Origin of the sequence: Marinobacter sp. LV10MA510-1, assembly GCF_002563885.1 — a bacterium.
In the GTDB taxonomy this organism is placed as follows: Bacteria; Pseudomonadota; Gammaproteobacteria; order Pseudomonadales; family Oleiphilaceae; genus Marinobacter.
Genome location: NZ_PDJA01000001.1, coordinates 3,332,676 through 3,349,308, shown reverse-complemented (window position 1 = coordinate 3,349,308; position 16,633 = coordinate 3,332,676). Strand labels below are relative to the sequence as shown.

Below are 16,633 nucleotides of genomic sequence, written 5' to 3'. Positions count from 1 at the left end.
TGCAGCGACGGCCATCATGTCCCTATTTCCATCAGACGACAGCGAAAGCAGTCTATTTACCTCCCGTACCGATCCGCATAGCCCCTTCGGGACCTACGCCCGCTACAGTTTCGAGCTGGAGGGCAAAGTGTGGCCGTCGTTGGAACATTATTTTCAGGGTATGAAGTTTACCGATGACGTCCACCAGGAACAGGTGCGAAACGCGATATCACCAACTGAGGCCCGCAAACTGGGCCGCAAACGCTGGAAGAGTTTTCGCAGTGACTGGAAGCGGGTGCGTGAAACCGTTATGACCCGGGGCGTCTACACCCGTTGCCGCACTCACCCTGAGCTGGCGGAAGCGCTTCTCAACACCGGCGATCAAAAAATCGTGGAAAATAGTAATTTTGATTATTTCTGGGGTTGTGGACGGGATCGCCGGGGCGATAACAAGTACGGCCACGTATTGATGAACGTTCGGGCGAAGCTTCAGGAAGAGCGGGCGGGCAGCCATTAACCTTCTTTTTCGATCATTCCGACAATCTCATGCGACGTCTGCACCATGGGCTCGAAATGCGCATGCTCCCCTGCGGTCAGAACCGACACGTGTCTGACCTGATAAATCGCATAGGCGGGCATAAAAAAGCCAATCCAGATTGTTGAAAACCTCTGGCCGTCGGCGGTCACTGCCAGCAAAGTGTTAAGTAGACCACTGCCGAGCTGTAATAGTGCGACGCTGCCCAGAATCGCACCAATGGGGCGCATAAGAGACCAGATAGGAACCTCCTGACTTAGCCTTGCTTTTGGGGCGTGTTGCCCGCGGCCTGCAAGCACTTGGGGATTGTTCTTGTCTTTATGCACCGCCTTTGTGATCACGTGTGAGCTGTGAATATTGCAAGAGCTAGGCCATGCACGGAAATGTCTATATCACTATGATCACATTACGTATTTTCAAACTTCATGGGCAGAATACCGGTGTTGCCGCCAACTTCCGGTATGAAAACTGCATTGATAGTTTGTAGGGTCCCCTAGTTCAGCAAAGCTTTGCCCACGCTAGTGTCCCATCTCTACGCCATGTTTTGCTGAACTCCTGGACATAAGGAAAGACTTATACAGGAGTATAAAATGCTACTCGCCACCGACCTTGACGGTACTTTTCTCGCAGGTGATCCGGAAAATCGCCTCAAGCTTTATCGACTCATCGTTGCTCACCCGGAGATCGATTTAGTGTTTGTAACCGGTCGAGGGCTAGAAGCCGTGCTACCCCTGCTGTCCGATCCGACGATTCCGCAGCCCGACTACATTATCTGCGATGTCGGCTGTACTGTGGTTCATGGCGCCTCGCAACAAGCCATCCAGCCACTGCAGGGCGAAATCGACGAGCTTTGGCCAGGTGAGCAAGTTGTGGAGAGCGCCCTGTCCTCATTTAAAGGCTTGCAGCGTCAGGAAGTCCCTCAGGAGCGCCGCGTCTCTTACTTCTGTAACAACGATGTGGTCAGCGAAGACATGCTGTCACGGGTCAGCGCATTATCCTGTGAAGTACTGTTTTCCGCGGGCAAGTACCTGGACATACTTCCGCAGGGCGTTAACAAGGGGCGCACCCTGTCCCGTCTGGTTGAACACCTGGGGGTAGACCCGGAATCGGTCCTGGTTGCTGGAGACACCTTGAATGACCTGTCGATGTATCAACACGAATTCAAGGGTGTCTGTGTCGGTGCATCCGAGGCCGAACTGCTGGAAGCAACCAAGCACCAGGCGCGAGTACTTCATGCCGAAGCGTCGGGCTGCGGCGGCATTCTGGAGGCATTCGAGCATTTTGGTTATCTGGGTCACCTGGGTATTGAAGCCGAAATTCCGGATTACATGAACAGGGGCAAATCCGACCTGGTGATTGTCTACCATCGCCTGCCCTATGAAGAAGTGGTCGAGAATGGGGAGTTGATTCGACGTCGGCCCAAATCGCCCAATGGCATCATTCCCACACTGCTGAGCTTCTTCTCCGATGGCAAAGCAGGTTCGTGGGTCGCCTGGTCAGTTGACGATCCCGATCTCGGCCCCTTCCAGACCCACACCGAAGTGGATACCAGCCGCTACGAAAAACTGGTCGCGGCACGAGTAGCACTGAGCGAAGAAGACGTTGAGATCTTTTACAAACGATTCTCGAAAGAAGCCTTCTGGCCGACCCTGCACACCTTCTGGGAGCGGGCCACGTTCCGCGATGACCACTGGCAGGTGTACCTCAAGGTCAACAGATTGTTTGCAGAGCGCGCCGCCGAGGAAGCGGCGGAAAACGCCGTGGTCTGGATTCACGATTACAATCTATGGATGGTACCGGCCTATTTACGCGAAATGCGGCCAGACCTCACCATTGCCTTTTTCCATCACACCTACTTCCCGTCAGCCGACGTATTCAACGTGCTGCCCTGGCGCCGCGAAATCATCGGCAGCCTGTTGCAGTGTGACCACATTGGTTTTCATATTCCCAGGCAGGCCGAGAACTTTGTGGATGTGGCAAGAGGTGTCACACCGCTTGAGGTCACCCAGAAAATGGGCTGTGCACCGCGCTTTCTGACCTATGGCTGCGCGGTGGGTCTTGATGAAATGAGCACCGAAATAAAAGTGAATGACCGCAAGATCGGGCTGGGTGCACACCCGGTCGGGCTTGACCTGAATCGCGTTCGTACCGCTCTGTCTGACCAGAGTGTCATCGCGCAAATGGAAACACTGCGTGAAGAGTTCAAGGATGTCCGGCTGATTCTGTCGGTGGAGCGTCTCGACTTCACCAAAGGCATTATTGAAAAGCTACAGGCTTATGAGCGCATTCTGAACGAGCATCCTGAACTGAAAACCAAAGTCACCCTTGTGCTGATCTGTGTGCCGGCGGCGGCCGGAATGACTATTTACGAGGAATTGCTGTCGCAGATCGAACAAACGGTGGGGCGCATTAACGGGCAGTTTGCACAGGTCGGGTGGACCCCGGTGCAGTTCTTCTTCCGCGCCCTGCCCTTTGAAGAACTGGTGGCCTATTACACCATAGCCGACGTGATGTGGATTACGCCGCTGCGGGATGGCCTGAACCTGGTCGCAAAAGAATACATCGCAACCCAGGGCTTAACCCAAGGCAGTGGCGTACTGGTGCTGTCTGAATTTGCCGGCGCGGCGGCGGAACTGCGCGGAGCCATTCTGGCGAATCCGCACCACCCGCAGGACCTGGCCGATACCTGCTACTACGCATTGGCGATCAGCCGAAGCGATGCCCGGAACCGACTGAGCGAAGCCTTCGAAGTGGTTTGCCGTTATGACATCGAGTATTGGGGGCGGGAGTTTATCAATGAAGTTGAACGGCGACGCGCGACAAAATTAAACAAGATTTTGCCCATAGGCCATTGCGCGGCCTGACATGACCTTCACCCAATCCAGGAGCCAGACACATGCTGTTAAAAAATGCCGTGCAGCTGATTTGCTACCCAAACCGAATTGGCAATGACCTGAAAGACCTCTACACAGTTGTCGACAAACACTTGTCAGAGGCCATTGGCGGGCTGCATATCCTGCCGTTTTTTCCGTCCAATGCCGATGGCGGGTTTTCGCCCTTGACTCACAAGGAGGTGGACCCGGATTTTGGTACCTGGGACGACATTGAAGCCTTCACTAAAAAGTACGACCTCTGTGTCGACCTGACGGTGAACCATATCTCTGACGAGTCTCCCGAGTTTAGGGATTTCATCGCCAATGGCTTTGATTCGGAGTATGCCGACCTGTTCGTTCATGTCGACAAGTTCGGCGAGATTTCCCCGGATGACATGGCCAAGATTCATATCCGCAAAGAGAAAGAACCCTTTCGCGAAGTGACGCTTGCGGATGGCACAAAAACCCGGGTCTGGTGCACCTTCACCGACCAGCAGATTGATCTCAATTACGAGTCCGACCAGGCTTACCGCCTGATGGAAAGCTATATCGGCTTTCTCACCTCAAAAGGTGTAAACCTGCTAAGGCTCGATGCCTTTGGTTACACCACCAAACGTATTGGAACCAGCTGCTTTTTGGTGGAGCCCGAGGTCTATCGGATACTCGACTGGATTAACGAAGTGGCCCTGAAACACGGCGCAGAATGCCTGCCGGAAGTTCACGATCACACCAGTTATCAATACGCGATCGGCCGACGCAACATGCACCCCTACGGCTTTGCTCTGCCGCCCCTTTTGCTCTACTCGCTGCTGGACGCAAACAGCGTGTACCTGAAAAACTGGCTGCGAATGTGCCCACGCAACATGGTTACCGTATTAGATACCCACGACGGAATCTGTATTCCGGATGTCGAAGGTGTGTTGCCAGATGACAAAATCCGCGCGCTTATTGACAACATTGATGCCCGCAGTGCAGACCCTATCATGCGGCGCTCGGCGGCCAATATCCACAGCGTTGGCGCAATCTACCAGCTCACCTGCACCTTCTACGACGCGCTCATGCAGAACGATGACGCCTACATTGCCGCCCGGGCGATCCAGTTTTTCACACCCGGCATTCCGCAGGTCTACTACGTGGGGCTGTTGGCCGGGTGCAACAACCACGAACTGATGAAACAAAGCGGCGAACTGCGGGATATTAATCGCCATTACTACACCCTGGACGACGTGGAACAAGACATTCAGAAGCCCGTCGTGCAGCGCTTACTGGCCCTGATGAAGTTTCGTAGCAACTACCCGGCCTTTGATGGCCACTTTGAGCTGAACTATTCCAACAATTCCAGCGTGGCCATGGCCTGGCGCCATGGGGACTATTACTGCCACCTGTTTGTCGACCTGAACTTTAATATCGTAAAAATCGGGTATTACGACCTCGACACCGCACAAATGGAAAAACTTGCATGTTAACCAGAGGCAAAAATTCTGGTGCAATCTGGCTGGTGGCAAATGTTCTCAATCCGACCGATGACACCATTTTGCGCCGCGTGTCTGTCAGAACAGGCTGGTTGGAACAGGGCGCCAACTGACAGTCCGTCCGTCTCGCTTGAGTCACGCGACGACTCGCGTATTGGGCAGGCCGGCCCCAATGGATTCACGACTCGTCTATTTACTGCCCCAAATTTTTGCAACCGCGCGGTTACTCCCTAATAACCCAACCACTTCACATACAAGCCCAATCATAAAAAAGACGAGAAAAGGAATAAGCCCACCCAGTTGTGATGAAATGATCGCTAATACCACTGAAACAGTTGATAGGGCTAAAAACAATACACCCATAGCAATGAGAATCTTCCGGTGTGATTTCTCATAACGATACTCCCCGTCACCAGATTCAAATATGCGGAGTATTGGTTGGAATATTTTTCTCAATATTTTTTCCATAAAGCGATGCTCATAAAGTTTCCCGTCAAAATTGCATACCGCAACCTGCTGTTGCAAAGCCAATCCGCCATATTCAGAATCAAAAAGACTGGCGCATCACGTCTTCTATTGTCGCAGTAGACAGGACCACAGGATTGGCCTTCATGGAGGACGAGCTGGCCGCTGCTTGTGAGGCTGAAATAATGTGTTCCTCCGTCACTCCGATCGACGCAAGTCCGGGTAATCCGTTCTGAATAATCCATTGCCGAAAACGGTGCAATGCCTGGCCCCTGGAGGTCTCAAATACGTCAGCAATCCAGTCAATCACCTGGTCGATACAAGCGATCTGCTCAGCTTCAACCACGTTATCGCGGTTAGCCGCTATGCCCGCTGGTAACAATGCGCCGCATATCGCGCCGTGGGGCGCACCGCATAATCCGCCTAACGGGCCGGCAATACCGTGCACAACACCTAGCCCCGAGTTCGCAAGCGCAAGGCCACCGAAGAGGCTCACCTGAGCCAGCGCGTCACGCGCCTCTTCAGATTCCCTGTCCATCAATTGCGTTAATGCCCGGAGCCCCTTGGGGATAGCCTCCTTACACAACATGTCTGTAAATAAATTTGAGCGCGACGAAAGAAACGGCTCGATCACCTGAGTAACAGCGTCTAGCCCCGAGTATAGGCTGACTTGCCGGGGGCAGTTATCGGTAAGCGCAGGATCTACCAAAGCAAGATCCGGAAGTAACTGATTATCCCTGAGACTGACCTTGCGCTGGGCTTCCGGAATATCAATAACCGCGTTTCGAGTGACTTCTGCACCGGTGCCAGAGGTGGTGGGAACCAGAATCAACGGTAGGCGTTTGGCTGACAGTGGCAACCCGCTTCCGACTACCTCCAGATGGCTGATCAAATCTGTCTGACCGGGCAGCATAGCCGCAAGTACTTTAGCGGCATCCATGACAGAGCCACCGCCGATTCCGAGTACCACGTCTATTCCCAGCAGCTTACCTTGATCAATAGCCGCCATCAGTGTTTGCAGATCTGGCTCTTTTTCAATGGACAGCGCTTGCACGATATCGATGCTCTTCAATGACTCAAAGACAGCAGAGAGCCGGCCTGGGTTTCTACCATGAACAATCAGTACTCGCGTACCCAGTTTTGTCGCCCGATCGTTGAGTTGGGCTATCTGACCGCGCCCGAACATTATCTCTGTCGGGGTTACCAAGTTAAAAGCGCCTGACATAGATTTTATCGTCCTGAATATGAATGGCATTCCCCCTGGCCAACCAGAAGTAATAAACAATAGAGATATCAAAAGTAATGACTAAATTTGCCGGCAGCAAGATTTTTATAGGATCTGTCCATTCTGAGCTGCATCTGAGCCCTAACGCTGAAGCGAAGGAAGCGGTGCGCCCGCTTGTTCAGCTCTCATCCTTCACGAACCAAACCTTGCAGATAACTCACTTGATTGACAAGTTACGTGGTGCGAGGCGCAAACATGATGATGGCCATGCCCAAAAGTGCCACCGCAGACCCCACTATGTCCCATGTTGTTGGTCGAATTCCGTTGACTGTCCACAGCCACAAAATCGCCATAAAAATATAAACACCACCATAGGCTGCATACACCCTGCCCGCCGCGGCCGGGTGTAGCGACAACAACCAGACAAACGCCATCAAACTCAGAGCGCCAGGGACCAGAAGCCAGATTGTTTTGCCTTCCCGAAGCCAAAGATACGGCAAATAGCAGCCGAGAATTTCCGCTAACGCGGTGATAGCAAAAAGGCCAAAAGTCTTCAATTCAGGCAAATCACTTACTCCTTGGCCGCAGCACACCTTACGCATCGGGCGATCTGGTTCATTAAAGACCAGAGGGGCATGCATTAATCTGTTGTCTACCGTTAATGGTAACCGGCGCCGGTGTGTAGCGGAAGGAACCAAAAGCAGGGAAGCCATTTCAATGCTGCCAGTCATGTTCACTGGAAAAACCCCTAAAAAACGCCGTACACTCGGAATTAAATACTTAGCGCGATGGCTTTTATCGCCCCCGATACGATGGACCCTTCATGCCCAACAACGATTCCTACTCCGCGCTGCTACTCGATAACCAGCTGTGTTTTGCCCTCTACTCGACGTCTTTAATGATGACCAAAGCCTATAAGCCACTGCTCAAATCCCTGAATCTGACCTATCCGCAGTATCTGGCCATGCTGGTTTTATGGGAGGAAGACGGGATAACCGTGAGCCATATCAGCAAACGATTGCTGACAGACCCCGGCTCGCTCACGCCTCTGCTCAAGCGGCTCGAGTCGGACGGTATGCTGAACCGGCAACGCCGGAAAGACGATGAACGCGTGGTTGAATTGCACCTCACAGTACAGGGCCGGGCTCTTCAGGACCAAGCCAAGGATATACCGGGCTGCATTGTCGATGTTAGTGGCCAGTCAGTAGCCGACCTAATGGAACTGAAACAGCAGCTGATCAAACTGCGCAGCAATCTGAAAACACCCACCTGAACTCCTTCACCTGGCGCGTGCGTATTACACTTCCGCCATTTGTCTTGCGCGCAATCTATTTGTACGCTAACTTAGTTATCGAACAGCGCTAACCATTTACGCACTCATTAATCACGCAAACGAAGAGTCATCAACCCGACTCGTCGAAAGGAGCAAACACTATGTCTGTTGCACAAATTTTGTATCGCGCATCCGCCGAAGCCACGGGTGGCCGTGACGGTCGTGCCATCTCATCAGACGGTATTCTGGATGTTGAGCTGACCACTCCGAAAGAACTTGGCGGAGCCGGCGGCAAAGGAACAAACCCTGAGCAGCTTTTCGCTGCTGGCTACTCTGCCTGCTTCATTGGTGCCATGAAGTTCGTCGCAGGCCGCGACAAGCTGGCAATGCCGGAAGACGCGTCCATCGAAGGCGAAGTTGGCATTGGTCAAATTCCGGGCGGTTTTGGTATCGAAGTTGAGCTGAAAATTTCATTGCCGGGCATGGACGACGCTCAGGCCGAAAAGCTGATCAACGAAGCGCACAAAGTGTGCCCCTACTCAAACGCAACCCGTGGCAACATCGACGTTACCCTAACCCGCGTCGAGTAATGCCCTCTTGGGGTGATTAAAGACAGGCTAACCCGCCGCGAAGCAGAGGGTTAGCCTCGTCAGGATAAATCCAGTTCGTCAATCAATTCCCTGAGCCGGCGACGCCCGCAGCCGGAGCCTTAAAATGTCCGGTGCTTGCCATTGTTAGCTGCGGCCACACTTACCTGAATGAGCGGCCTGCACCAAGAGTAATGGCAAGCCAGCTAGTCTTTTTTGTCTATCGTTATCTCAATAGATTTGCTATCACCAGCAAACCACTTCTGAACATACAGAGTGCCCACGACAGGAGCAGTTCCTGCACCAGGAACCTCCTTATAGCGAACGCTATTTTTTGTTTCCTTCTCGAATTCAAACATGACTACTTTCTTCGACATGACATTTTCCCCATAACTAACGCCGGAAACCTGGACTGCTGACGCTGAGCGCACCAGAAAATCGTTCTATCCCTATCTCGTCGACATTCAAAACCCACACTTGTCCGAACTGGCAACACGCATTGCTATTCCGCTTGGCAGGCTTTCATCCTTCGGGAACCAAACGATGCAGGGCCTCACTCCAGAAGTCAGCGTTAATTTGTTACCGTTCACCCTCCAGCTCATGCCATACCCGAAGAATAATGATCGCACTGACGTGTACTGAATAGCGGACAACATACTTCCCAAAAACCATGTCGCGGACCGAATCAGGGACCGGTGCCATTTCAACCGGTGTCCCCAATTTCGGAAAATCTGGTAACAATTCGATTTTGCCCACCAGCTCTGCGGCTATCTTGCCTGCCGCAGAGGGGTTGTGGACTGCGATGAACTCCCTGAGGCGTTTCAAATCTTCAATGGCTTCATCCGTGTAAACCAGTTTCACTTACCTGACCTCGGCGCATCCTGCTCGTTATCAGTGCCCCAGCTGTTTAGCCAACTATGGACCTCGCTGGCATCAACCACTTTCCCCTGGGTGGCAGACTCCATTGCCTCCAACGTTTGCTGCCAGCGCTCTTGCTCTCGCTGTTGCTTTTCGATGTATTCCGATAGTGCCTGATTGATTACCCAGCTTTTACTTCGATGGAGCCTGCTGGCAATTGCTTCCAGGTGCTGCTCAACTTCCGTCTGAAGGCGAACTGTAGTGACACTCATAGCGGTACCCTCAAGTCTGATGACTACAATGTATTACAGCATAGTCAACGAGAGCCAGCAAAAAATTTAACGCGAGGCTTTGCAACGGCACGGAGCCTGGATGGGAGTCTTGAAGCTGCGCCGGAAACATAGTCGCCACTAATCCAGAAGCCTATCAGGCGCATCCATGTCCTCGTGCAACACACGAACAATAAGCATCTCCGATTCAAGCACCTGGTAAAAAACAGCGCGATGCTCGACCTGCAATCTGCGATACCCAGAAAGAACATGGGCGTAGTTCGCGCCTAGTGACGGATGATTAATCAGCTGCTGCATTCCTGCTTCCAGTTGATCCAGGTATTTATCCGCTTGATCGACACCCCATTCTTCGCAGGTGTACACCCAAATTCCGATGAGGTCTGATTCCGCCTTCGGCGTGACACTCAGATTGAACACTAATTGGCCGCCTTTATGCGTTTACGGCCAGCAGTCTTGATAGCCGATATATCAAGCGGTTTAGGTATCCCGCTTGACTCACCCTCAGACAGGGCCTGCCTCAGCGTGGCGAGACGTACTTGGGCTTGCTGGTCTCGCCGGATGAGATAGCGGATATACTCACTATCATTGCCGAACTGACCGCTTTCAATCTGACCTTTCACCCAACCGTTTTGTTGCTCAGTCAGCGTAATAGTTTTCCGGTGCATGCTCATAGTTGGTGCTCCTAACACAGATAAAGTATGACAATATCATACTACTCGCTTGCACTGAATCAATGCCACACTTCTTGGCGCCCAATGCAAAGCTCTGCGGCAAATTTGGAGCGCAGCGGAAAATTTGCCCGACAACAGCGACTTGCTGGACCTCAAACCCACCGGCGCACCTCAGATCTGTATTTTTTGTATGACTCACCGAAGTGTTCACGCATAAACCGCTCCTCTGGAATAATCTGAAATCGGGTCATGTATATGATGAATGCCGGGAGGAGGAGCAAAGACAGGGCACTGCCCAAGAACAAGCACCACGCAGACAAAACCAGCAGCAATCCAAAATACATCGGATTCCGGCTGTGTCGATAAACTCCACCAGTCACCAGGCTTACAGACTGATCTGGTATCCGCGGGTCTGCCGTCGTTCCGGCAGCTCTGAACTCCAGGACTCCAAAAATGGCGATACAAGCGCCGATCACTGCAATGCCCGCCGCCAACCACGCTGCACCGGTGAAGGTGAAATACAGGTTTGACAGCGAGATGCGCGAAACAGCCCACATACTGGCAACAACTATGGCTACCAATGCAACCGGAGGGACTTTGAGTTCGAGTGCTTTCACGAATTTCTCTCTTGATGCTCAACATTGAAATAAGCGACTTCCCGACAAGGGCGTCCGGTGGAACAAATAGACGCTGATTCGGATACTTATCCCTGTTGGGATGAGGTCCATCATCAAGCGGCACGCTTTTGGTGTCCGGTTGACCGTCTTGTTAGGGCCGTCGGATCGGGATAGCATAGCCGTATCGCTACTCGCGAAGGCACCATGACTACCAACACATTAAATCACCTACGCTCCCAGATTTCGACTCTCTCCGAGTCGGAACGTGCAGCGCTAGCGCGCGAGCTCATAATGAGCTTAGACGGCCCTCGTGACGACTCTGTTGAACGGGACTGGAATGATGAAATTATTCGCCGTGTGTCCAAGGTAAAAAGCGGTAAGGCCACACTTCTCAGCCGCGAAGAATTTCGAACAAAGATGCGAGCGACGCTAAGCCAGTAGCAATGCGAACGGTAAGGATACTGGGAGAAGCCGGCCATACCGGTGCAAAACGACTGATTCTGGAGCGCTTCCCTTACGACATTGTTGCGATTGAGTTGTCGGAGGAAAGCGTAGTGATCGCTATTGCCCACCACTCCCGAAAGCCTGGCTATTGGCGGACGCGCAATAAGCCCTAACGCCAACAGTACGCGCGGCTACGGAGTGGAGGCGAAGCCGCAATGGAGTAGACGTCGCCGTGGCTGTGATTGTTAGGCGATCGGACTCGGCTCGGCGCCATTAGTGAAGTATGCCCGTATAATATAGCAGTTCTTGCTTTCCTCAATGGCCATCGCAAACTCTACTTTTTTCTTTACCGCTGGAAAAAGCTTGTCCTTTTGCTTCATGATTCGCCTGAACTCCCATTCGAGACCTTCGAGTGCCTCTATGCTTGGCGCCCGGGCCCGTTGAGACCCAATGAACTTTTTGAGCTTTCCATTCCGTTTTTTCCCAGATGACAGCGACATGTTCCATGCAGTCTTCACCAAATCCAAATGTGCCTGCATTTCCTCCAGATTTTCCACGCTCTTTAGCAGGTCACCGCTAACTGCTATGAGCATTTCTGATACCTTTTTCATACTATGGATCTTACTCAAACTCAGATTGTGGTGCGCATAACGCCGCAAGCAGTCGCGCAGTTTTATCGCGTCGGCCTACCTTGCCTTGTTATGGGGAATTTCGCATAATGTACCAATATTTGGTACAGGAATGCTATTATGTCCAGAAACACCAGTATTACTCTTGGCCCTCACTTTGACGAGTTCATAACCGCACAGATTGAAAATGGTCGTTACGGCTCTACCAGTGACGTAGTGCGCGCCGGGCTGCGACTGTTGGAGGAGACGGAAAGTAAGCTTGAAAGGTTGCGACGCCTTTTGGACGAAGGTGAGCAAAGCGGTATTGCTGACTACTCCTATGAAAGCATTATTGCCGAACTGGATAACGACGCTCACTAATGCGCCCATTTTTGCTCACTGCTGCGGCTCGGAAAGACATCATAGAAATTGGCCAGTTTTCCACTGAAAGATGGGGGAAAAAGCAGCGCAATAAATACTTGAAGCAACTGGACGGTGCTTTCAAACTTCTTGCTCGCCAGCCAGAGATTGGCGGGGATGCTGGAGACGTAAAGCCCGGTTACAGAAAATTTAGCCAAGGCAGCCATATTATATTCTTCCGAGAGGGTGTCGAATCCAAAATTGTTGTGATTAGAATTCTTCACAATAGTATGGATGTGGAACGACATCTTTGACACCCATAACGCTGAGCGCACCGGCGACCTTGACGCAGCGAAGCGAAGACAAAAGCATCCGCGTGCCGCGTCTGGTTAGCTGTTTTCCAGCATGTAAACACGAAGCTGCCGTTCCTCCCTCATAACATAGAGGATGAACACATGACTCCCTTCTTCACGGTAGAAAACACGGCAAGGGAGCACGACAACTTCCCTGTAGATTGAATTGGGTAGCTCAGGTGGAGTTCGGCCGGATTGCGGAAAGTTTTCCAAGCGCTCCGTTTTTTCAAAAACTTTTTCAACCAGAGCGCTTGCAGCAACTACATTATCCAGAGCAATGTACTCGGCAATAGAATCTAATTCTTGAAGAGCTGGCTCCGTCCAGATTACTTCAGCCATTTACTCATTTTCTCCCTGGCTTCGCTTTGGCTGTACGTTCTTCCCTCCAGTACAGCACGCTCTCCCCGTGAGAGCCCTTCAAGTAGTTCCAGCCGGCGCTGCATAAACTCGTAATCCTTCACGTCAACGAGGTAAGCGGACGGCTGGCCATGCTCTGTAATCAGTACCGGTTCTTTTGATAAACGCAGGTCTGCCAGAATTTTTGTCGCTTGGCGCTTGAGGCTTGTAACTAGCTCAACTTTCATGGAATTACCCTGAATTAGTTTGATAGTGACACTATAGTATCACTTTTCAGGTGGCGCAATCCCAGCTAACGCTTGCAGCAGGGGCGCGACTTTGGGAGCGTCCCTTGCCTGCACTTGGTATACGGCAAAACTACTGGACCAACGGCTGGATTACTTTGGCAAGCGCGAGACCGAGTGTGCGATGTTGATCTTCGTCTAGGTGAACACCGTCGACACGGCTTGTCGGCGTAACCGAACCAGCATCGAAAAAATGACAACCACATTCTGCCGCTACGGCTTGAATTGCGTCGGCCAGACCCACGGCTTTATCTTCTGCACCTTTGAATTTAGGCGCGATACTGCCCTTGGCCTTTTGCAATTTTGGGGGCGCCACAAGCATAATTGCCGGTACTGACATTCCGGGTTCTATGGGAGCTCGCCGTATTGCACCGACAAGAGCTTTTAAGCCTTGTGCAGACTGCCATGCGGTCAAATTGTGCATAGACTGAAAATCATTGGTGCCCAATAACATGATCACCAATGACAACGGCGAATTGATCTCCATGCACTTTTCCAGGCCTTCACGTCCGTTGCGACCCGGCTTGAAAGGATCATCCCATACGGTACGACGGCCATTAAGACAGTCTTCAATAACCCTAACAGACGTACCTGCATTGAGTAGCGCATTCTCCACAACCCCCGGCCACCTTTGATCAAATCGAAATCGACCACGAGTGTCAGGGATGATGCCCCAACTCAACGAATCTGCGTATACCAAGATTTGGTGCATTGCCTAAGCCTTCCTTGCCGTATAACGCCCGCAGCATGCGCGGCTTTGGAATGGAGGCGAAGCCGCAATGGAAACGGTGCGCCGTGCCTGCACTGGTTATGTGCTGTGCGCGACGTTTGGAAACCTCTCAGGATGCTCAATAATTTCCGTCATCAGGTCTACATCAAGGTCAGGCCAATAGAAGTGCCCAGGAGACTGCTCCTCGACATTCACGATTGCACTGACTCGTTGTTCCTTGAACCAAGGGAAGTTTTTGTACGGCATGAAAAACTCACGGTCGTGCGCAAGAAGCCACACACCATGTGCAGAGATATTTGTCACCTCAACTGCTGAAGTGCTGTTTCCAAGCGCTGACAAGCTCATCGCTGTGATCCTCCACCAATGATTCGATTTCTTTCAATGGCTGCCGGTTGTACCCGTAATTTTTGGCAAGCTCTTCGAGATGATGATTCTCCTCCAAATCGCCTTCCGTCGCTTGCCTTTCTATAAACAGGCAAAATACGAAATTTTCGCGCCTTACATAATTCTTTTCCAGCCTAATCGACACGCCATTATCTGGCATACCGTGACAGTCATGAACAGCGTCTTGGCCACTATCCATTGATCTCATCCGCAAATATTTGCCGTTCAATCGCATTCTCTATTGCAGAATCAAGCCGTTTTAGCAACTCAGATAACGACTCATCAGGCCTTCTGACCAACATTGCAAGACACTGATCCTCATCAGACGCACATGCAGCACATCGAACTGGCCCAGCCCTTCCGATAGAAATTTCGCCCGAGCCATCGATAAGTAACTCAATATTTTCAAGTTTCATAGCTGACTATCAGATCTCCCAACAACATAAACGCCCGGCTCACGCGCCGGTTTGGAGCTGCGAAGCGACGGAAAATCGGTCGCTATGCAGCCGATTGTTATGTTCTCTCCGAAGTGCTAGATTGTGTATAGAAATCGATAACCATACACATAGGTGCGACATGAGAACGAACATCGTCATTGACGACCAGTTGATGGCCGAAGCCCTCAAAGCCTCCGGCTACGAAACCAAAAAAGAGGCTGTTGAGCAAGGCTTGAAACTTCTGGTACAGCTTAGCAAGCAGCAGGAGATTCGGAAGCTACGAGGCAAAATCAAGTGGGAAGGTGACCTGGATGAAATGCGGAGCGCCGGATGATACTGGTGGATACCAGCGTCTGGATCGACTATTTCAACGGAGTCAAAAATCCGCACACTGACCTGCTGGATGCATCAATAGTCCAAGGGTCAGTCGCTATCGGCGACCTCATATTTCTGGAGATCCTTCAAGGCATCCGCAACGACCAGCAATACCATCAGACCAAACAAAGCCTGCTTGCTCTGGATCAATATGAAATGTTTGGCAAAGATATGGCTGCCAAGTGTGCCGACAATTATCGTGCGCTTCGTAAAAGGGGTATCACGATCAGAAAAACGGCCGACGTGATCATCGCAACGTTCTGCATAGAGAAGAAGCTACCCCTGCTGTTTTTGGATCGCGACTTTATCCCTTTTGTTGATTACCTTGGGCTTGAGCCTGCTCTGAGAGAAGCATAACGCTGAACGAAGCGGCGCCTCACGCGTCCGTCTTCCGTGACTTGTTAGACGTATACCCCAAGTCAGGGCTAATCCTGCTTCCACTGGTACATAATGAAATCACTTGGCCCAGACGTATAACGGTCATAGAACGCGCGACCTCGCGCATTGAAGTGCTGAGTAATCCAACGAACAGTTGGCCAGCTACGCTCCACCGCCAAAGTGCGCAAACCCACAAATAAAGCATCCGACGCACCAGAACCGCGAGCATCTGGAGCAACGTACATATCATCCAGGAAACCGACGTCGCAGCCGCCAAGAGTTCGGGGACAGGCACGAACGTGTGCGAAGCCAACAATTGTACCGCTTGCGTCACGCACCACGAGCCCTTCAAGGACGTGGCTTGGGTCCAGCAGCCAAGCCCAAACTTTGTCTGCAGTGCTATCGTCCATCGACACGCTATAGAAATCGGCATAGCCGTTGAAAAGGACTCGCCACTCAGCCTTGTCGTTTTCGATGACGAAGCTGGTCTGATGGTCAGTCATAACTTTCCCCATGATGATCGCGTACGTCTAACGCGAAGCTAAGTGGAGCCCTGATAAAGGAATCCGTTGGACGGCCGCCAGGCCGTGAACGAACGTGAATGACTGGTTACAAAGTAATTGCACCCGTTTACCGCCGCTGCTCTACCAAAAACTGATGCTCGATGACTTCATAGTGCTGCACCGAAAAGTCAGGCTCAAGCTCATAAACCTCATCTTCAGGGTACAAGCGCGCCTGCAAAATATCGTTGCCAGCAAAGGCCTTGATTGATTGGAGCTTTTCCCAGTACGTAATGAGCGTCAGTTCAACTTTGTGGGCCAGAGTGCGGCGGAAAATCTGAGCACCGCGAAAGCCCGGTGTTGAAGAAGCGTCTTTGATGCCGCTTTCGTACAGATAAGCAGTGAACCCTGCGCTATGGCACTCAGGTACTCGACACTTCCATTCCCTGGCGATCATGATTCAGTGATCTCCCTTGCTTTGTGACGCCTTACGAAGCAGCGCAAAATAGTTGGCTAAAATGTACGAGGAACGAGTGCTAGCCAACTGTTTCACGTCCTTTTGAGTAACTTGTCAGACG

General features: G+C 51.7%; 29 protein-coding genes and 1 pseudogene. 12 read left to right on the top strand and 18 right to left on the bottom strand.

Annotated features, from left to right (window positions below):
• The first annotated feature begins 16 nt into the window (after positions 1 to 16).
• Positions 17 to 496 carry an NADAR family protein gene (locus tag ATI45_RS16230; protein WP_098420681.1) on the top strand — a complete coding sequence of 160 codons (480 nt, stop codon included), beginning with the start codon at positions 17 to 19 and terminating at the stop codon, positions 494 to 496.
• Here ATI45_RS16230 and ATI45_RS16225 read toward each other — a convergent pair.
• Positions 493 to 855, bottom strand: a complete 363-nt coding sequence (locus tag ATI45_RS16225) for an MFS transporter (protein ID WP_143751179.1) — start codon at positions 853 to 855, stop codon at positions 493 to 495. The two genes, ATI45_RS16230 and ATI45_RS16225, sit on opposite strands and share 4 nt — an antisense overlap.
• Before the next feature lie 249 nt (positions 856 to 1,104).
• On the opposite strand from ATI45_RS16225, the gene ggpS reads away from it, so the two are divergent.
• Both ggpS and gtfA read left to right on the top strand, forming a co-directional pair.
• Positions 1,105 to 3,378: a glucosylglycerol-phosphate synthase gene (ggpS, locus tag ATI45_RS16220; RefSeq protein WP_098420679.1), complete on the top strand. Its 2,274-nt coding sequence runs from the start codon at positions 1,105 to 1,107 to the stop codon at positions 3,376 to 3,378.
• A gap of 32 nt (positions 3,379 to 3,410) precedes the next feature.
• Positions 3,411 to 4,853, top strand: coding sequence for a sucrose phosphorylase (gtfA, locus tag ATI45_RS16215; RefSeq protein WP_098420678.1), 1,443 nt, complete (start codon positions 3,411 to 3,413; stop codon positions 4,851 to 4,853).
• Between the two features lie 195 nt (positions 4,854 to 5,048).
• Here the strand turns inward: gtfA and ATI45_RS16210 are convergent, their stop codons facing one another.
• The 3 genes from ATI45_RS16210 to ATI45_RS16200 all read right to left on the bottom strand — a co-directional run bounded on the left by ATI45_RS16210 (position 5,049) and on the right by ATI45_RS16200 (position 7,115).
• The gene (locus tag ATI45_RS16210) at positions 5,049 to 5,384 is read right to left on the bottom strand and encodes a hypothetical protein (protein WP_228735996.1); all 336 of its coding nucleotides are present in this window, start codon (positions 5,382 to 5,384) and stop codon (positions 5,049 to 5,051) included.
• 22 nt (positions 5,385 to 5,406) lie between these two features.
• Entirely contained in the window at positions 5,407 to 6,549 is a 1,143-nt protein-coding gene (locus tag ATI45_RS16205; RefSeq protein WP_098420677.1) for an iron-containing alcohol dehydrogenase, read from the bottom strand.
• A gap of 233 nt (positions 6,550 to 6,782) precedes the next feature.
• A complete protein-coding gene (locus tag ATI45_RS16200; protein WP_098420676.1) occupies positions 6,783 to 7,115 on the bottom strand; it encodes a YnfA family protein in 333 nt (110 codons plus the stop codon).
• A gap of 257 nt (positions 7,116 to 7,372) precedes the next feature.
• Here ATI45_RS16200 and ATI45_RS16195 point away from each other — a divergent pair, with 257 nt between their 5' ends.
• Entirely contained in the window at positions 7,373 to 7,822 is a 450-nt protein-coding gene (locus tag ATI45_RS16195) for a MarR family winged helix-turn-helix transcriptional regulator (RefSeq protein WP_098420675.1), read from the top strand.
• A gap of 161 nt (positions 7,823 to 7,983) precedes the next feature.
• Positions 7,984 to 8,412 (top strand): organic hydroperoxide resistance protein, encoded by a 429-nt coding sequence (locus ATI45_RS16190; RefSeq protein WP_098420674.1) that lies wholly within the window; start codon positions 7,984 to 7,986, stop codon positions 8,410 to 8,412.
• A gap of 203 nt (positions 8,413 to 8,615) precedes the next feature.
• On the opposite strand, the gene ATI45_RS22310 is transcribed toward ATI45_RS16190, so the two are convergent.
• Positions 8,616 to 8,786 (bottom strand): hypothetical protein, encoded by a 171-nt coding sequence (locus ATI45_RS22310; RefSeq protein WP_179888422.1) that lies wholly within the window; start codon positions 8,784 to 8,786, stop codon positions 8,616 to 8,618.
• Between the two features lie 64 nt (positions 8,787 to 8,850).
• Between ATI45_RS22310 and ATI45_RS16185 the strand changes: the two are divergent.
• Positions 8,851 to 9,051, top strand: a pseudogene (locus ATI45_RS16185) (CcdB family protein); the annotation flags it as partial.
• Here ATI45_RS16185 and ATI45_RS16180 read toward each other — a convergent pair.
• The 5 genes from ATI45_RS16180 to ATI45_RS16160 all read right to left on the bottom strand — a co-directional run bounded on the left by ATI45_RS16180 (position 8,989) and on the right by ATI45_RS16160 (position 10,845).
• Complete coding sequence (locus tag ATI45_RS16180) at positions 8,989 to 9,270, bottom strand: type II toxin-antitoxin system RelE/ParE family toxin (protein WP_098420672.1); 282 nt, start codon at positions 9,268 to 9,270, stop codon at positions 8,989 to 8,991. The pseudogene ATI45_RS16185 and the gene ATI45_RS16180 sit on opposite strands and share 63 nt — an antisense overlap.
• Complete coding sequence (locus ATI45_RS16175) at positions 9,267 to 9,539, bottom strand: CopG family ribbon-helix-helix protein (RefSeq protein WP_098420671.1); 273 nt, start codon at positions 9,537 to 9,539, stop codon at positions 9,267 to 9,269. The genes ATI45_RS16180 and ATI45_RS16175 overlap by 4 nt, the downstream gene beginning before the upstream one ends.
• Positions 9,540 to 9,677: 138 nt before the next feature.
• Positions 9,678 to 9,974: a type II toxin-antitoxin system RelE/ParE family toxin gene (locus ATI45_RS16170; RefSeq protein ID WP_098420670.1), complete on the bottom strand. Its 297-nt coding sequence runs from the start codon at positions 9,972 to 9,974 to the stop codon at positions 9,678 to 9,680.
• Positions 9,974 to 10,228, bottom strand: a complete 255-nt coding sequence (locus ATI45_RS16165) for a type II toxin-antitoxin system ParD family antitoxin (RefSeq protein WP_098420669.1) — start codon at positions 10,226 to 10,228, stop codon at positions 9,974 to 9,976. The genes ATI45_RS16170 and ATI45_RS16165 overlap by 1 nt, the downstream gene beginning before the upstream one ends.
• Positions 10,229 to 10,380: 152 nt before the next feature.
• Entirely contained in the window at positions 10,381 to 10,845 is a 465-nt protein-coding gene (locus tag ATI45_RS16160; protein WP_143751178.1) for a methyltransferase family protein, read from the bottom strand.
• Positions 10,846 to 11,049: 204 nt separating this feature from the next.
• Between ATI45_RS16160 and ATI45_RS16155 the strand changes: the two genes are divergently transcribed.
• The gene (locus ATI45_RS16155) at positions 11,050 to 11,286 is read left to right on the top strand and encodes an addiction module protein (RefSeq protein ID WP_098420668.1); all 237 of its coding nucleotides are present in this window, start codon (positions 11,050 to 11,052) and stop codon (positions 11,284 to 11,286) included.
• Positions 11,287 to 11,288: 2 nt separating this feature from the next.
• On the top strand, positions 11,289 to 11,462 hold the full coding sequence (locus ATI45_RS22305; RefSeq protein ID WP_179887983.1) for a hypothetical protein: 174 nt from the start codon (positions 11,289 to 11,291) through the stop codon (positions 11,460 to 11,462).
• A gap of 72 nt (positions 11,463 to 11,534) precedes the next feature.
• On the opposite strand, the gene ATI45_RS16150 is transcribed toward ATI45_RS22305, so the two are convergent.
• Positions 11,535 to 11,900: a hypothetical protein gene (locus ATI45_RS16150; RefSeq protein ID WP_143751177.1), complete on the bottom strand. Its 366-nt coding sequence runs from the start codon at positions 11,898 to 11,900 to the stop codon at positions 11,535 to 11,537.
• 138 nt (positions 11,901 to 12,038) lie between these two features.
• On the opposite strand from ATI45_RS16150, the gene ATI45_RS16145 reads away from it, so the two are divergent.
• Both ATI45_RS16145 and ATI45_RS16140 read left to right on the top strand, forming a co-directional pair.
• Positions 12,039 to 12,278 (top strand): type II toxin-antitoxin system ParD family antitoxin, encoded by a 240-nt coding sequence (locus ATI45_RS16145; protein WP_098420666.1) that lies wholly within the window; start codon positions 12,039 to 12,041, stop codon positions 12,276 to 12,278.
• Positions 12,278 to 12,571, top strand: coding sequence for a type II toxin-antitoxin system RelE/ParE family toxin (locus ATI45_RS16140; protein ID WP_098420665.1), 294 nt, complete (start codon positions 12,278 to 12,280; stop codon positions 12,569 to 12,571). The genes ATI45_RS16145 and ATI45_RS16140 overlap by 1 nt, the downstream gene beginning before the upstream one ends.
• 75 nt (positions 12,572 to 12,646) lie before the next feature.
• Here the strand turns inward: ATI45_RS16140 and ATI45_RS16135 are convergent, their stop codons facing one another.
• The 5 genes from ATI45_RS16135 to ATI45_RS22830 all read right to left on the bottom strand — a co-directional run bounded on the left by ATI45_RS16135 (position 12,647) and on the right by ATI45_RS22830 (position 14,564).
• Positions 12,647 to 12,949, bottom strand: coding sequence for a type II toxin-antitoxin system RelE/ParE family toxin (locus ATI45_RS16135; RefSeq protein ID WP_098420664.1), 303 nt, complete (start codon positions 12,947 to 12,949; stop codon positions 12,647 to 12,649).
• Positions 12,937 to 13,194, bottom strand: coding sequence for a type II toxin-antitoxin system Phd/YefM family antitoxin (locus ATI45_RS16130; RefSeq protein ID WP_098420635.1), 258 nt, complete (start codon positions 13,192 to 13,194; stop codon positions 12,937 to 12,939). Before ATI45_RS16130 ends, ATI45_RS16135 begins: the two co-directional genes overlap by 13 nt.
• Before the next feature lie 130 nt (positions 13,195 to 13,324).
• On the bottom strand, positions 13,325 to 13,963 hold the full coding sequence (locus tag ATI45_RS16125; protein ID WP_098420663.1) for an SGNH/GDSL hydrolase family protein: 639 nt from the start codon (positions 13,961 to 13,963) through the stop codon (positions 13,325 to 13,327).
• A 96-nt stretch (positions 13,964 to 14,059) separates the two neighbouring features.
• Positions 14,060 to 14,284 (bottom strand): DUF2442 domain-containing protein, encoded by a 225-nt coding sequence (locus ATI45_RS16120; protein WP_218926152.1) that lies wholly within the window; start codon positions 14,282 to 14,284, stop codon positions 14,060 to 14,062.
• Between the two features lies 1 nt (position 14,285).
• A complete protein-coding gene (locus ATI45_RS22830) occupies positions 14,286 to 14,564 on the bottom strand; it encodes a hypothetical protein (protein ID WP_098420661.1) in 279 nt (92 codons plus the stop codon).
• A 377-nt stretch (positions 14,565 to 14,941) separates the two neighbouring features.
• Between ATI45_RS22830 and ATI45_RS16105 the strand changes: the two genes are divergently transcribed.
• Together ATI45_RS16105 and ATI45_RS16100 are read left to right on the top strand one after the other, a co-directional pair.
• Positions 14,942 to 15,136, top strand: a complete 195-nt coding sequence (locus ATI45_RS16105; RefSeq protein ID WP_011785720.1) for a type II toxin-antitoxin system VapB family antitoxin — start codon at positions 14,942 to 14,944, stop codon at positions 15,134 to 15,136.
• Positions 15,133 to 15,534 carry a PIN domain nuclease gene (locus tag ATI45_RS16100; protein ID WP_098420659.1) on the top strand — a complete coding sequence of 134 codons (402 nt, stop codon included), beginning with the start codon at positions 15,133 to 15,135 and terminating at the stop codon, positions 15,532 to 15,534. The genes ATI45_RS16105 and ATI45_RS16100 overlap by 4 nt, the downstream gene beginning before the upstream one ends.
• A gap of 68 nt (positions 15,535 to 15,602) precedes the next feature.
• Here the strand turns inward: ATI45_RS16100 and ATI45_RS16095 are convergent, their stop codons facing one another.
• Positions 15,603 to 16,058, bottom strand: coding sequence for a GNAT family N-acetyltransferase (locus ATI45_RS16095; protein ID WP_098420658.1), 456 nt, complete (start codon positions 16,056 to 16,058; stop codon positions 15,603 to 15,605).
• A gap of 127 nt (positions 16,059 to 16,185) precedes the next feature.
• On the bottom strand, positions 16,186 to 16,512 hold the full coding sequence (locus tag ATI45_RS16090; RefSeq protein WP_098420657.1) for an antibiotic biosynthesis monooxygenase family protein: 327 nt from the start codon (positions 16,510 to 16,512) through the stop codon (positions 16,186 to 16,188).
• Positions 16,513 to 16,633 lie beyond the last annotated feature (121 nt).